Here is a 12,424-nt window from a genome sequence, read left to right as displayed (position 1 = left end):
TAAGGTAGAATGAGCAACATACTGAGAAGGAACCCAACATGGCCCGCATTACCGTCGAAGACTGCCTCAAACAGATCCCGAACCGTTTCGAACTCGCGCTTGCCGCAACCTATCGCGCGCGTCAGCTCGCTCAAGGCCACACGCCGAAAATCGAAAGCCGCGACAAGCCCACCGTCCTCGCGCTGCGTGAAATCGCATCGGGTCAGGTCGGCGTCGAAATGCTGAAGAAGGTGCCGGTCTAAGGCCCAGGGATTTTCGTTTTCGACTTGCCGGTATTCGCCACACCGGATTGCTCAACGTGCAGAACTGCGTCCAACCCTAACCGCTACCGGAGGCGACCATGAGTGCTACCCCGCCCACCGCCACGGAAGCGGAGCACGACACCGATTCGCCGTCGTCTGCACGCAAGTACATCGACGCGGTCCTTGAGCAATCGTTTCGTCATCTGTTCGGGCCGACCGCCACGCCGGAGCAGCCGCGCCGGCATGACGTCGTCTCCATCGCCAATCTGACGTCTGCGCTGTCCGGCTATCTGCAGCCGGAAGAGATCAAGGACATCAAGGCGGCGTTCCACTTCAGCGACGAAGCTCACCTCGGCCAGTATCGCCAGAGCGGCGAGCCCTACATCACGCATCCGGTCGCCGTCGCGGAAATCTGCGCGGGCTGGAATCTCGACGCCCAGGCGATCATGGCGGCGCTGCTGCACGACGTGATGGAAGACCAGGGCGTAACCAAGGCGGAGCTCGCCGAGCGCTTCGGCGCGAAGGTCGCGGAGCTGGTCGACGGTTTGTCGAAGCTGGACAAGATGGAGTTTCGCAATCGCGAGGAGGCGCAAGCGGAGAACTTCCGCAAGATGCTGCTCGCGATGGCGCGCGACGTGCGCGTGATCCTCGTGAAGCTCGCCGACCGGCTGCACAACATGCGCACGCTCGGCGCGGTGCCGCCGGAGAAACGTCGCCGTGTCGCGCGCGAAACGCTAGACATTTACGCGCCGATCGCTCACCGGCTCGGCCTGAATAATACCTATCGCGAGCTGCAGGACCTGAGCTTCGCGAACTTCAACCCGCACCGTTACGCGACACTCGAAAAAGCCGTGAAGGCGGCGCGCGGCAATCGTCGCGAGGTGGTCGGCAAGATTCTCGAATCGGTGCAGCGCGCGATTGCGGACGCGAAGCTCGACGCCGAAGTCACCGGTCGCGAGAAAACCATCTTCAGCATCTACAAGAAGATGCGCGACAAGCAGCTGTCGTTTTCGCAGGTGCTCGACGTGTATGGTTTTCGCGTGGTCGTCGAGAGCGCGCTCGAGTGTTATACCTGCATCGGCGCGTTGCATGCGCTTTTCAAGCCTGTTCCGGGCAAGTTCAAGGACTACATCGCGATCCCGAAGGTGAACGGCTATCAGTCGCTGCACACCACGCTCGTCGGCCCGTTCGGCGCACCGATCGAGTTTCAGGTGCGCACGCGCAAGATGCACGAGATCGCCGAAGCGGGTGTTGCCGCGCACTGGCTGTACAAGAACGGCAGCGCGGATCTGAACGACGTGCAGATGCGTGCGCACCAGTGGCTGAAGTCGCTGCTCGACATTCAGAGCGAAGCGGGCGATTCGAGCGAATTCCTCGAGCACGTGAAGATCGACCTGTTCCCGGATGCGGTCTACGTGTTCACGCCGAAGTCGAAGATCATGGCGCTGCCGCGCGGCGCCACCGCGCTCGACTTCGCGTACTCGATCCACAGCGACCTCGGCAACCAGTGCGTCGCGGTGAAGATCAACAACGAGCTGTTGCCGTTGCGTACCGAGCTGAAGAGTGGCGACATCGTCGAAGTCATTACGGCGCCGTATTCGAAGCCGAACCCGGCATGGCTCGGCTTCGTGCGCAGCGGCAAGGCGCGCTCGGCGATCCGTCATTATCTGAAGACGATGCGTCTGAACGAGTCGGTGCAGCTCGGCGAGCGTCTCGTCGATCAAGCGTTGAAGGGCTATGGCCTCGCGCTATCGGATGTGACGCCGGAGGCGTGGGAAAAGCTCGTGCAGTGGACGGGCAATAAGAACCGTCAGGAAATTTTCGCGGACATCGGTCTGGGCCGGCGGGTCGCCGCGGTGATGGCCAAGCGCATCGAAGTGTTGATGAGCGGGCGCGACGCCGACGACGACGGCTCGCGCTCCGAGTCCGGCTCGACGCCGCACGCGCCGCCGGTCGTCATCACCGGTACCGAGGGAATGTCGGTGCAGCTGTCCGCGTGTTGCCGTCCGATTCCGGGCGACGACATCATGGGCTATATCGGCATCGGTCTCGGCATGGCGATTCATACCACCGACTGCCGCGTCGCGCAGCGTATCCACCGGCGCGATCCGGGCCGCTGGATCGACGTCGCGTGGGCACCGCAGCCGGGGCGGCTGTTCGATGTCGCGGTCAAGGTACTGGTCAAGAACACCAAGGGCGTGTTCGCCCGCGTAGCGGCCGACATCACATCGGCGGACGCGAACATCGTCCATATCGCGATGGACGAAGATCTGTCGCAGGAATCCACGATTCTGCGCTTTGTGATTCAGGTCAGCGACCGTGTGCATCTGGCCAACGTGATGCGGCGCGTGCGCACGAATCTCGATGTGATGCGCATCACGCGTGAGCGGCCGAGCGAAGAGGGGCATCACCGCCACGACGGCGGCATGCGCATCGACCGCGAGCGCGCGGATTACTGAACGGCTTCAGGCTGGGCGTCGGCGCGGCTTGGACTGGCGCTTCGCGCCGGTCAGGCGTCTTTCGTGCGGCGGCTCAGGATACAACTCAAGGCAGGTCTCACCTGAACTCCAGGGGAACGCAGATGAACGTGTCCGACCTCGCTGGCGTGGCGCTCGATTACTGGGTGGCGCGCAGCCTGCACGACTTCGTGCGCGAAATTTACTTTACCGATAGTGGCGAGACTGTTGCGATCCGCGGCAACGATCGTGGTCGTCCGTGGGACGGGCGTTTCGCGCCTTCCGCGTCATGGGAGGCGGCTGCCGTTGTGCTCGAGCGCGCGATGCGGCTCGACGTGCGCGAACAGAGCGATAAAGGCGCGGTATGCGTCGCTGAGTTCAAGGGCGGGCAGCGAGCCTCGGAGGGAATGGGCGACTCGCTGCGCATTGCTTTGCTGCGGGCGTTTGTCGTGAGCCGTTTCGGCGATACCGTCGACGACGTGCTGCGCGAGCGCCAGGCACTGACCGGCATACGGACCGAGACGATCAGCGAGCAAACGGTGGGCGGGGTCGTCGAGGACTTGCCGCACCCGGATGGGCAAATTGGGGATATCCAGTCGCCGCCGCGATGAGTGCTGGCGCACGGGAACGGCATGGCGCGCCAGAAAAAACAAAGGGCCTTCCGGTTCGAAGGCCCTTCATAGATGGTGCGGCTGGCAGGATTCGAACCCACGACCCCTTGGTTCGTAGCCAAGTACTCTATCCAACTGAGCTACAGCCGCACGCAAAACGGTGATGCTTACTGTAAAAACTGATGAAACCTGAGAGCTCCCTGTAAGGAGCGCTCTCGAATTAGGTGGTGCGGCTGGCAGGATTCGAACCCACGACCCCTTGGTTCGTAGCCAAGTACTCTATCCAACTGAGCTACAGCCGCACACAGAAACGAGATTATAGCCAACAGATTTGAAAAACGGAAGCCCACCACGGCGATTTGTGTCGCCGGCCCGATCGTGTAACCTCTTATGAGATTGTTGCTAGTTGCTGTTAACGGATGATTATGAACAAGGCCTTTGTCAAAGAGTCGAGCGAAGACAACGATGATGATCTCGACATCGCCCAGCCCGACGTGCCCGCAGGCACCAAAAACTACATGACTCCCGCGGGTCATCGGCGTATGCGTGATGAATTGCTTCGTCTGATCGATGTCGAGCGGCCCGAGGTTGTCAAGCTCGTGTCGTGGGCGGCGTCGAACGGCGACCGCTCGGAGAATGGCGACTACATCTACGGCAAACGCCGTCTGCGGGAAATCGACCGGCGCATCCGTTTTCTGACCAAGCGACTCGATCTAGCCGAGGTCGTCGATAGCAGCCGGCAGGAAAACGTCGACCAGGTGTTTTTCGGCGCGACGGTCGACTATGCGACCGAGGACGGCGAAGAGCATCAGGTGACGATCGTCGGTGTCGACGAGGTCGACCTGGACATCGGGCACGTAAGCTGGATTTCGCCCATTGCGCGTGCGCTGCTAAAGGCTAAAGTCGGCGATACGGTCACGCTGTTCACGCCGGCCGGTCCGCAGGCGATCGACATTCTCGACGTCAAGTATCCGCTGCCTGATAGCGGCCGCTAGGCCTCTGGCGAGGACCTGGGCTCACGTGCACGCACGCAGGCCTGCGGACAAAGCGGCAAAAACCCAGTCGGCACGGACATAAAAAAAGGCGCCGCGAACGGCGCCTTCTCTACTGCCAGTCCTTGCGCAGTGCTTAGAAGCGGTGACGCAGACCTGCGGTCACAGCGACTTGCTTGTTGTTGCCCGAAGCACCGCCCACGCCATTGATGTAGGCGTTAACGATCGAGTCTTCGTTTGCTGCCTGATACACGCCTTGCAGATACACGTCGGTACGCTTGGACAATGCGTACGCGGTTTGCAGGTTGACCTGGTTCCAGTGCACGTGCGAGCTGGAGAGGTTGGCGCGGGTGTACGTGTACGCGCCAGCGATGCTGATTGCCGGCGTCAGCGCGTAACGGGCGTTGGCTTCAAAGTTCTGGAACTGAGCGCTGTTGGTCGGGAAGCCGACGCCGCCCGTTATGCCCGATGCGGCCGCGCTGATACCTGCCAAGCCATGCAGGTTCGTCTGCGAGTACACGAGGCCGACTGTTGCCGGGCCGAACGCGTAATTGGCACCTGCGCCCCACGTTTGCTGACGCTGAGCGAAGAACGTGTTGTCGCCCGACACCGCGCCACCCGAGTTGAACGCAGCGGCTGCGCTGTTCGCGCCATTGCTGTTCAGTTGCATGTAAGCAGCGGCAACGTTCAGGCCGCCCCAGTTATACGACGCGCCGGCACTGTAAGCGCGGTTGTTGGCGAAGCCGGCAGCCTGGTTCGAGAAGCCGTACAAGCCGCCAAACTTGAAGCCGCCGTAGTTCGCGCTCTGGAATTTGGCCGAATTGTTGATACGGAACGAGTTGTTCAAGTTGTCGTTGTCGAACGGGTGCGCGAACTGCGTGCCGCCGTACTGCGTGCCGGTCAGTGCCAGTGGGCCGACGTAGTCGACCATGCTGTCGTATTGACGGCCGAGGGTCACGGCACCGAACTGGTCGCTCGACAGACCGACGAAGGCCTGACGGCCGAACAGACGGCTGTTCTGCTTGAGCGTGCCGTCATTGATGCCGAAGCCGTTCTCCAACGTGAAGATGGCCTTCAGACCGCCGCCCAGATCTTCAGCGCCACGCAGGCCGAAACGGCTACCGTTCACCGAGCCGCTCGTCATCGCCACGTTGGCGCCGTGCTGGTTACTACTCGGATTCGGATGCTGGTTGTTCGTATAAGTGATTCCGGCGTCGATCAGGCCATACAGGGTGACGCTACTTTGTGCGTGCGCTGCCGTTACGAAAACGCCCGACAGGGCCGCGACCATGAGTGTCTTCTTCATTGATATAACTCCGAGAGCGAGAGAGGTATAAAACCCTGGCTTGGGAGACCTTCACGCGAGCGCTGCGAGAAGCGGAATCCGCGTGAGAAGCGCGTTGACCAGATCCGCGCCGGTTTCCGATTAGGCAGAGTGTAGAGAGACACTTCCAGGAGTTGGCGTTCCGATTCGCGCAATAAAGTATTACGCGAGGAGAAACGATCGTTAATCGCCATTCGAGCCTTATAGATAAAGGCTTTGCGCCGACTGGGCGGATTCGGCGTCTGAGTTTTCCTAAAGCTCGTTGCTGATTCGCGACACCGAACGATGCGGAAAAACAACGGGAAGAAACGCGGAAAACGATTGTTGTGGTTGCGGCAATAGACGATTGTTAATTGTGTGAATAATCGAACTTGCATACGACAGCTATACTGTAATTTCTGCTTTCCGAAGCAGACTTTTTCATTGACGAAAAAGATCTCCAAACCTTTTGTCAGCGCGACCTTCGAGTCGCGCTTTTTTTTATCGCGGACGAGCTTCGCGAATGTCTCTAATGAGCGGGCGCGGTACCTTCTGCGTCGTCCCAGTCCGCCTGCGCGGACACGCTCCAGTCTTCCATCACATAACGGCGCGCATCCATTGGCGAGGAGAGCAGGTTCTGCCAGTGGTCTCCGTGCCACATCGGATCGAAGTCGAAAACGGTGAATGAATCCCCGGTCCGTGCGGGCTGGTCGGATATGACCTTTGCATGCGAATGAGTGAGCCAGGCGAAGAGACGGCGAATTTCCTTGGACAGCATGGCAACCTCCTGAAGCGCATCGCTACAACTGATTTACATCATGCGAGTGAGGCGGCACCGCAACAAGTCGGACAAACACTTACGCAAAGATGGACTTTGTTACATTCGCATTGCATATTTTCGCAAATTTTCCCGTTTTCTGCCTCGGATTATTTTCGTTCAGGTAAATCTGACGCGCCGATCTATATCCGTGGCATTTGAAGTCTTATCTTTTTATACGCTAAACGCATATGAAAAGTTTACTTGACCGTCATTCTCTGTTCCCCGTATAACGGCAAGGCCCGAATTTGATTGGCTGTTTCTGTCTTAATCAGATATAGGCAACTGAATCGGGGTCGGATCGATTCAAGGGCAATGCCCGCTTTGGATAAATCACAGAGGGGAAAACAGGAAATGGAAACTGGTGTCGTCAAATGGTTCAACGATGCTAAGGGTTTTGGCTTCATCACGTCGGACGTGGGTGGCGAGGATCTGTTCGCGCACTTTTCGGAGATCCGCAGCGAGAGCTTCAAGTCGTTGAAGGAAAATCAGCGCGTTTCTTTTGAAGTCAAGACCAGCCCGAAGGGCAAACAGGCGGCCAACATTCAGCCGCTGTAAATGCGCTGCGCTGGGCGCGCCGCCCGCGCAGTCGGGAGCGAAAAAACCCTCGCCGTCGCGCGAGGGTTTTTCATTTTTATCTAGATGCCCCAGGTTGGATCTTCGGTAACTGCGTGGTTCAACAATACGCATTATTGTCGGAGATAATCGGTCGAAACGAATTGACTACGTCTGGATTAATGGTCTGGTTTAAGCGTCTGCTGGATTTCAGCGCAAAATCGACGGCCCATGCCGACGCAGTTTCCAACTGCGCACGCGGTGCGGTCTGGATGCGCAACGCCCAACTGGTGCATACTTGCCGCAAATTCATGCGCCCGAATCCCTTGTCCCATGTCTGAACTGCTTTCGCCGGAACCGGCACTCGATGCACCCATCGTTTTCGTAGATCTCGAAACGACCGGCGGCTCCACTAGCGAGCACCGCATTACTGAAGTTGGCGTCGTCGAAGTCGGGCTGGCCGGCGTCTCGCGCTGGAGCAGCCTGATCGACCCGCAGCAGCCGATTCCGTCGTTCATCCAACAGCTGACCGGGATCACGAACGACATGGTGCGCGGCGCACCGACGTTCGAGTCGATCGCGCCCGCGTTGTTCGAGCGTTTGAACGGCAAGCTGTTCGTCGCGCACAACGCGAGTTTCGATCGCGGATTTTTACGCAGCGAATTTCGTCGCGCGGGAATCGCGTTCGATCCGGACGTGCTGTGCACGGTGCGGCTGTCGCGCGCGCTGTTTCCCGGCGAAAAGCGCCACGGTCTCGATGCGCTGGTCGAACGCCATGCGCTGGTGCCGTCCGACCGCCACCGCGCGCTCGCCGACGCCGATCTGATCTGGCAGTTCTGGCAGCGTCTGCCGACGCTCGTGCCGCTGGAAGCGCTGCGCGCGCAGATCGAGCGCACGACGCGTCGCTACCGGCTCGCCGGCGACATAACCGAAGATTTGCTCGACACTGCGCCGGCTGGCTGTGGCGTGTATGCGTTCTATGGCGAAGACGATGCGCCGCTGTATGTCGGTCGCAGCGTGCGTGTGCGTCAGCGGCTGCGCTCGCATCTGACTGGCGAGCGGCGTTCGTCGAAGGATATGCGGCTAGCGCAGCTCGTGCGACGCGTCGAATGGCGCGCGACTGGCGGAGAACTCGGCGCGATGCTCGCGGAGGCGCAGTGGATCGCAACGTTGCGGCCGGGCCACAACCGCTTGCCGCGCGTGGCGAAGAGCGATCCCGAGAACGCGCCGTGGCCATTCGAGGGGCCCATCGTGTTCGAGGAGCGTGAGGACGCGCAGCGTATCTTCCACGTGGTCGATCGCTGGCACTACCTCGGGCACGCGCCGTCGCTCGTCGCGGCGGCGCAACTGCATGCGTCGACGCTGGCTGGGTCGTTCGAACTCTGGACGTACCGTATCCTGCAAAGCCATCTGGCGCGAGGTCTGCGCGTGATGCCGTTGAGCGTGTCGCGTGACAGCCCGGAGTCGAGCATCGTCGCGTGACGCTTATGCGACGTGCGCGCGCCGTCGCGTTACCGGAATCAGCCGGTGGCGCCGACTCCGCCCGTCTCGCACACGTGACCTAGTGCGCGCGTCAACGCGCTCGAATGCGCAGAGTCATAGCGCGTCAGCGCCTTCCAGTTTGCCAGCGATTGCGCGACCCGCGACGGACAATCGTCCGCCGCGCGCAGCGGCTGCACGCGCGCCAGACTCGCCATCAACGATTGTGTCAGCTTGTCGAGCTGCGGTCGCGTGCTGGTTGCGAGATCGGGTGCGGGACCTTGCGGCGGCTGGGTGCGACGCCAGTTCGCGAAGAGCGCGTTCTGCACGTCTTTGCTCGCATCGATCTGATCCTGGAAGAACGCGCGGGCGAACACCGGGTCGACGTTTGCGGCAGCGGCGCGCTTTTCCACCTCGGCGAGCAGCGCGTTTTCACGCGGCGTATCGGTGATCGGCTGGTGGTTCGCCCACTTCCAGCGCGCGACCGGCTCTGCGAGTGCAAGGCGCTGCGAAACCAGCGCGATCAGGCTCGTGAGCGCGGTGTCGCCGCCCTCGGCGAGGGCGGGGGCGGGGGAGAAGGCGAAGGCGGCGGCGATGACGAGCGCGCATGACGCGCCGAAGCGATGCAAATGATTCATGAGAGGGACATGGCCGGGCGGCCGTTGACGGAAAAACCAGAAGAATAAACGATGCGCCGCAAAGTGCGAGCACCGGGCCGATTTACACAGATTGTCGGGGGAAGTGGGCGCGAGAAGGACGCGCGCATTCGCGCGCTCGAGCCGTGTAGCCCAGCGCGCAACTGCTGTGATCAGGCGAGGTGATCCAGCGTCATGACGGAGGTGTCGGACGCGTAATGAGCGCGCGAGTATTCGCCGCGCGTGAATTCAACGAGCGCGTATGCTGCGTTGCGCCAGTGGTCCGTTACTTCGGATCGCACGACTTGCGTTGTTCGTCAAAGAAAGCGCGAACATGCTCGGGCAGCTCGGCTCCCAAAAACTCGACGGCCACAGGTTCCGGATCCGGGTAAAAAACCTTGTCCGGGGTCGGAATCTTCGGTGGTTTGGCATCCATGATCTTTTCTCCTTTGCGAACCGATTATCGGCCTCGTTCCCCGCATCGCACCAGTGTCCGATGCGAGTCATACACACTCTGTTGCTTTAACGGCACAAGCCGACACGCCAGCCGAGGGATTGAATAAAATTTATCGTCTGACTACCGCTTGCGTTTCGCGATCTGCTGATCCACTTAATTGCCAGCGCGAAATCATCTCTTTGCCGCTCCTTCTGCCAGCCCCTGTCGAGCCTTGTCCAGCATAGGTTTCAGCACGACCGATCGATATTGTCGCTGCGCGGCACATAACGTTTTCGCATGACTAAAACGTGACAAACTTGTGCATTGCCGCATCGACAAATTTTCGCTTTCCGAACTGAAGGTACGTGATTTGCCGATTGCATAACTCGCGGTCTAATTCTTTGTAAACGACCCATTCCCCGTCGCGTTGACCGCGCAAGCACTATTTAAAGATTTTTGTCGTTAATCAGCTGAGTGACAGTTGGTTGGCAAACTCATTCCCGCATTGCTGTGACAAAAGGACTTCATTTGGTGAAAAGTCATGGGCAGCGCACCGGGCCACCTGTGTCTTTTTCGTGCTGAGCGGCTTCATCCTTGCCTGGACGTATCTGCCTTCATGCGAGACCGCGTTCGGCTGGGCCGCCATCGGTGTGCCTATCGTTCCTGTTTCCGTTGTGCGCGAGAGTGCTCTGGCGCGTCGCGCGATCATCGCGAAGGCGCAGGGGTGGCGCGACGGCAAAACAAAAAGCCCAGTCGCGAGGACTGGGCTTTTTGCTTGAAACTTGATGGTGCCGGAAAGAGGAATCGAACCCCCGACCTTCGCATTACGAATGCGCTGCTCTACCGTCTGAGCTATTCCGGCATCAGGAGAAGCGAGATTATAGGGACTACTTCAGTGCCTTGGCAAGCCCCCTTGAGGCATTTTTTCTTTCGAGATCACTTCTTCGCTTCGATGTGATAGCGGGTCACGCGATCGACCTCGTTCTTCGAGCCGAGGAACACCGCGACGCGCTCGTGCAGGCTCTTCGGCTGGATGTCGAGAATGCGCTTCTCGCCGTTGGTTGCGGCGCCGCCCGCCTGCTCGACGATGAATGCCATCGGATTGGCTTCGTACATCAGACGCAGCTTGCCCGGCTTGTCCGGCGTGCGCTTGTCGGCCGGGTACATGAAGATGCCGCCGCGACTCAGGATGCGATGCACGTCGGAGACCATCGACGCGATCCAGCGCATGTTGAAGTCGGCCTGACGCGAACCTTCCTTGCCCGCTTTCAGTTCGCCGATGTATTGCTGAACCGGCGGATACCAGTGGCGTTCGTTCGAGGCGTTGATCGCGTACTCGCGCGTTTCGACGGGAATGCGCATGTCGCTTTGCGTGAGCACCCACGAGCCGAGTTCGCGATCGAGCGTGAAGCAGTTCACGCCGTTACCGGTGGTCAGCACGAGCACCGTTTGCGGGCCGTACACCGCATAGCCCGCGGCGACCTGCTGCGTGCCCGGCTGCAGGAACGATTGCTCGGTGGCCTGATGGCCGTCCGGGCAGCGCAGCACCGAGAAGATCGTACCGATCGACACGTTCACGTCGATGTTCGACGAGCCGTCGAGCGGATCGAACACGAGCAGATATTCGCCCTTCGGATAGTTGGCCGGAATCGGGAAGAATTGTTCCATTTCCTCGGAGGCCATGCCCGCGAGGTTGCCGCCCCATTCGTTCGCCTCGAGCAGAATTTCGTTCGAGAGGATGTCGAGCTTCTTCTGCACTTCGCCCTGGACGTTTTCGCTGCCCGCCGAGCCGAGCGCATCGCCGAGCGCGCCCTTGCTGACGTGGTAGCTGATCGCCTTGCACGCGCGCGCGACGACTTCGATCAGCAGGCGCAGGTCGGCGGGCAGGTTGTTGGTTTCGCGCTGCTGCTCGATCAGGTACTTCGTGAGAGTGGTACGACGTTGCAAAGACATTGCTGTACTCCGGAAGGCTAGAAGAATGATGGGATTCTAACCGCTCGTTTGTGTCGGCTCCGTGCTTTTGGTCGCACGGCCGGCTTCAGGTCTTGCGGCGCGCCTTGGCCGAGACGGTGCCGCTGGCGCTGGCTGCGAGGGCCGCGGCCCGGGCGTGTCCGGCCGGCACGCGGGGTAGTTTCGGGCGCTCGGCGCGCGGCATCGGTTCGATTTCCCGTTCGATCTGCTCGCTGGCGGCGGCGGTGGCGACGCGCAGCTCGTAGGCGATTTGCAGATTGAGCCAGAACTGCGCGCTGGCCCCGAAGTAGCGCTCGAGCCGCAGCGCGGTATCGGCGGAGATTGCGCGGCGGCCGCGCACGACGTCGTTGATGCGCGGCGCCGGCACCCGCAGCGCGAGCGCGTTGACGGACATGCCGAGCGGTTCGAGGAACTCGCTGCGCAGAATTTCGCCCGGATGGATCCCGGCAATGGCCGCGCCCGTATCGACGTCGGAGAAATCGATGCTGTTGAGCGCGGAGCGTTTGATGGCCATGTCGGTCTCCCACTAGTCAGTGATAGTCGACGATCTCGACATTCAGCGCGTCCTCGACGACGAAGTGAAAACAGATGCACCACTGCGCATTGATGCGGATGCTCCATTGCCCGCTGCGCTGGCCTTGCAAGGCTTCGAGCCGGTTTCCGGGCGGCGCGTGCAAATTCGAGACGGAGCTCGCGGCGTCGATCATCAGCAACTTGCGATGCGCTAGCGCCTGGATCGAGCGTGGAAAATTCTTGCGGAGGCCTGGTCTGCGAATGTCGCGATCATCGAATCGCATAACGCACTGCGTTAAATGTAAACCATCAAACCTGCCTTTCAATTACCCACTTTTTTCTCGGCCCAGCCAATACCCAAGCTCGATGTCGATCAATCGATGCATACCTCGCCAGATGACTTTGTTGCCGGGC

At 60.4% G+C, this 12,424-nt stretch carries 13 protein-coding genes and 3 tRNA genes; 6 read left to right on the top strand and 10 right to left on the bottom strand.

What is annotated here, in order from left to right:
* Positions 1-38: 38 nt before the first annotated feature.
* From rpoZ to HDG39_RS29515, 3 genes are all read left to right on the top strand, one after another.
* Positions 39-242, top strand: a complete 204-nt coding sequence (gene rpoZ, locus HDG39_RS29525) for a DNA-directed RNA polymerase subunit omega (RefSeq protein ID WP_008921215.1) — start codon at positions 39-41, stop codon at positions 240-242.
* 98 nt (positions 243-340) lie between these two features.
* The gene (locus HDG39_RS29520) at positions 341-2,701 is read left to right on the top strand and encodes a RelA/SpoT family protein (protein ID WP_018421461.1); all 2,361 of its coding nucleotides are present in this window, start codon (positions 341-343) and stop codon (positions 2,699-2,701) included.
* Positions 2,702-2,823: 122 nt separating this feature from the next.
* Complete coding sequence (locus tag HDG39_RS29515) at positions 2,824-3,309, top strand: phage protein NinX family protein (RefSeq protein ID WP_184011089.1); 486 nt, start codon at positions 2,824-2,826, stop codon at positions 3,307-3,309.
* A 73-nt stretch (positions 3,310-3,382) separates the two neighbouring features.
* Here HDG39_RS29515 and HDG39_RS29510 read toward each other — a convergent pair.
* A tRNA-Arg gene (locus HDG39_RS29510) sits at positions 3,383-3,459 on the bottom strand.
* Positions 3,460-3,534: 75 nt separating this feature from the next.
* A tRNA-Arg gene (locus tag HDG39_RS29505) sits at positions 3,535-3,611 on the bottom strand.
* A gap of 123 nt (positions 3,612-3,734) precedes the next feature.
* Between HDG39_RS29505 and greB the strand changes: the two genes are divergently transcribed.
* The gene (greB, locus tag HDG39_RS29500) at positions 3,735-4,304 is read left to right on the top strand and encodes a transcription elongation factor GreB (RefSeq protein ID WP_184011087.1); all 570 of its coding nucleotides are present in this window, start codon (positions 3,735-3,737) and stop codon (positions 4,302-4,304) included.
* 133 nt (positions 4,305-4,437) lie between these two features.
* On the opposite strand, the gene HDG39_RS29495 is transcribed toward greB, so the two are convergent.
* Positions 4,438-5,607, bottom strand: coding sequence for a porin (locus HDG39_RS29495; RefSeq protein ID WP_184011084.1), 1,170 nt, complete (start codon positions 5,605-5,607; stop codon positions 4,438-4,440).
* Between the two features lie 526 nt (positions 5,608-6,133).
* Positions 6,134-6,382, bottom strand: coding sequence for a hypothetical protein (locus tag HDG39_RS29490; protein WP_184011082.1), 249 nt, complete (start codon positions 6,380-6,382; stop codon positions 6,134-6,136).
* Between the two features lie 393 nt (positions 6,383-6,775).
* Between HDG39_RS29490 and HDG39_RS29485 the strand changes: the two genes are divergently transcribed.
* Together HDG39_RS29485 and HDG39_RS29480 are read left to right on the top strand one after the other, a co-directional pair.
* The gene (locus HDG39_RS29485) at positions 6,776-6,979 is read left to right on the top strand and encodes a cold-shock protein (protein ID WP_184011206.1); all 204 of its coding nucleotides are present in this window, start codon (positions 6,776-6,778) and stop codon (positions 6,977-6,979) included.
* Between the two features lie 330 nt (positions 6,980-7,309).
* Complete coding sequence (locus HDG39_RS29480) at positions 7,310-8,458, top strand: exonuclease domain-containing protein (RefSeq protein WP_184011081.1); 1,149 nt, start codon at positions 7,310-7,312, stop codon at positions 8,456-8,458.
* 38 nt (positions 8,459-8,496) lie between these two features.
* Here HDG39_RS29480 and HDG39_RS29475 read toward each other — a convergent pair whose 3' ends face one another.
* The 6 genes from HDG39_RS29475 to HDG39_RS29450 all read right to left on the bottom strand — a co-directional run bounded on the left by HDG39_RS29475 (position 8,497) and on the right by HDG39_RS29450 (position 12,294).
* On the bottom strand, positions 8,497-9,093 hold the full coding sequence (locus HDG39_RS29475; RefSeq protein WP_018421454.1) for a chorismate mutase: 597 nt from the start codon (positions 9,091-9,093) through the stop codon (positions 8,497-8,499).
* A 283-nt stretch (positions 9,094-9,376) separates the two neighbouring features.
* A complete protein-coding gene (locus tag HDG39_RS29470) occupies positions 9,377-9,526 on the bottom strand; it encodes a hypothetical protein (RefSeq protein WP_008921206.1) in 150 nt (49 codons plus the stop codon).
* A 786-nt stretch (positions 9,527-10,312) separates the two neighbouring features.
* Positions 10,313-10,388, bottom strand: a tRNA-Thr gene (locus HDG39_RS29465).
* A gap of 74 nt (positions 10,389-10,462) precedes the next feature.
* Positions 10,463-11,479, bottom strand: coding sequence for a class 1 fructose-bisphosphatase (locus HDG39_RS29460; RefSeq protein WP_184011079.1), 1,017 nt, complete (start codon positions 11,477-11,479; stop codon positions 10,463-10,465).
* A gap of 85 nt (positions 11,480-11,564) precedes the next feature.
* The gene (locus HDG39_RS29455) at positions 11,565-12,011 is read right to left on the bottom strand and encodes a HigA family addiction module antitoxin (protein WP_184011077.1); all 447 of its coding nucleotides are present in this window, start codon (positions 12,009-12,011) and stop codon (positions 11,565-11,567) included.
* Between the two features lie 16 nt (positions 12,012-12,027).
* Entirely contained in the window at positions 12,028-12,294 is a 267-nt protein-coding gene (locus HDG39_RS29450) for a type II toxin-antitoxin system RelE/ParE family toxin (RefSeq protein ID WP_221305907.1), read from the bottom strand.
* Positions 12,295-12,424 lie beyond the last annotated feature (130 nt).

Origin of the sequence: Paraburkholderia lebeckiae, assembly GCF_014201005.1 — a bacterium.
In the GTDB taxonomy this organism is placed as follows: Bacteria; Pseudomonadota; Gammaproteobacteria; order Burkholderiales; family Burkholderiaceae; genus Paraburkholderia; species Paraburkholderia tuberum.
The sequence above is the reverse complement of the archived record's forward strand: the minus strand, read 5'-3'. Positions and strand labels throughout refer to the sequence as shown.

Bases quoted from the DNA above. Each gene is read 5' to 3' on its own strand.
- rpoZ (WP_008921215.1), top strand. From the start codon at position 39: ATGGCCCGCATTACCGTCGAAGACTGCCTCAAACAGATCCCGAACCGT.
- HDG39_RS29520 (WP_018421461.1), top strand. From the start codon at position 341: ATGAGTGCTACCCCGCCCACCGCCACGGAAGCGGAGCACGACACCGAT.
- HDG39_RS29515 (WP_184011089.1), top strand. From the start codon at position 2,824: ATGAACGTGTCCGACCTCGCTGGCGTGGCGCTCGATTACTGGGTGGCG.
- greB (WP_184011087.1), top strand. From the start codon at position 3,735: ATGAACAAGGCCTTTGTCAAAGAGTCGAGCGAAGACAACGATGATGAT.
- HDG39_RS29495 (WP_184011084.1), bottom strand. From the start codon at position 5,607: ATGAAGAAGACACTCATGGTCGCGGCCCTGTCGGGCGTTTTCGTAACG.
- HDG39_RS29490 (WP_184011082.1), bottom strand. From the start codon at position 6,382: ATGCTGTCCAAGGAAATTCGCCGTCTCTTCGCCTGGCTCACTCATTCG.
- HDG39_RS29485 (WP_184011206.1), top strand. From the start codon at position 6,776: ATGGAAACTGGTGTCGTCAAATGGTTCAACGATGCTAAGGGTTTTGGC.
- HDG39_RS29480 (WP_184011081.1), top strand. From the start codon at position 7,310: ATGTCTGAACTGCTTTCGCCGGAACCGGCACTCGATGCACCCATCGTT.
- HDG39_RS29475 (WP_018421454.1), bottom strand. From the start codon at position 9,093: ATGAATCATTTGCATCGCTTCGGCGCGTCATGCGCGCTCGTCATCGCC.
- HDG39_RS29470 (WP_008921206.1), bottom strand. From the start codon at position 9,526: ATGGATGCCAAACCACCGAAGATTCCGACCCCGGACAAGGTTTTTTAC.
- HDG39_RS29460 (WP_184011079.1), bottom strand. From the start codon at position 11,479: ATGTCTTTGCAACGTCGTACCACTCTCACGAAGTACCTGATCGAGCAG.
- HDG39_RS29455 (WP_184011077.1), bottom strand. From the start codon at position 12,011: ATGGCCATCAAACGCTCCGCGCTCAACAGCATCGATTTCTCCGACGTC.
- HDG39_RS29450 (WP_221305907.1), bottom strand. From the start codon at position 12,294: ATGCGATTCGATGATCGCGACATTCGCAGACCAGGCCTCCGCAAGAAT.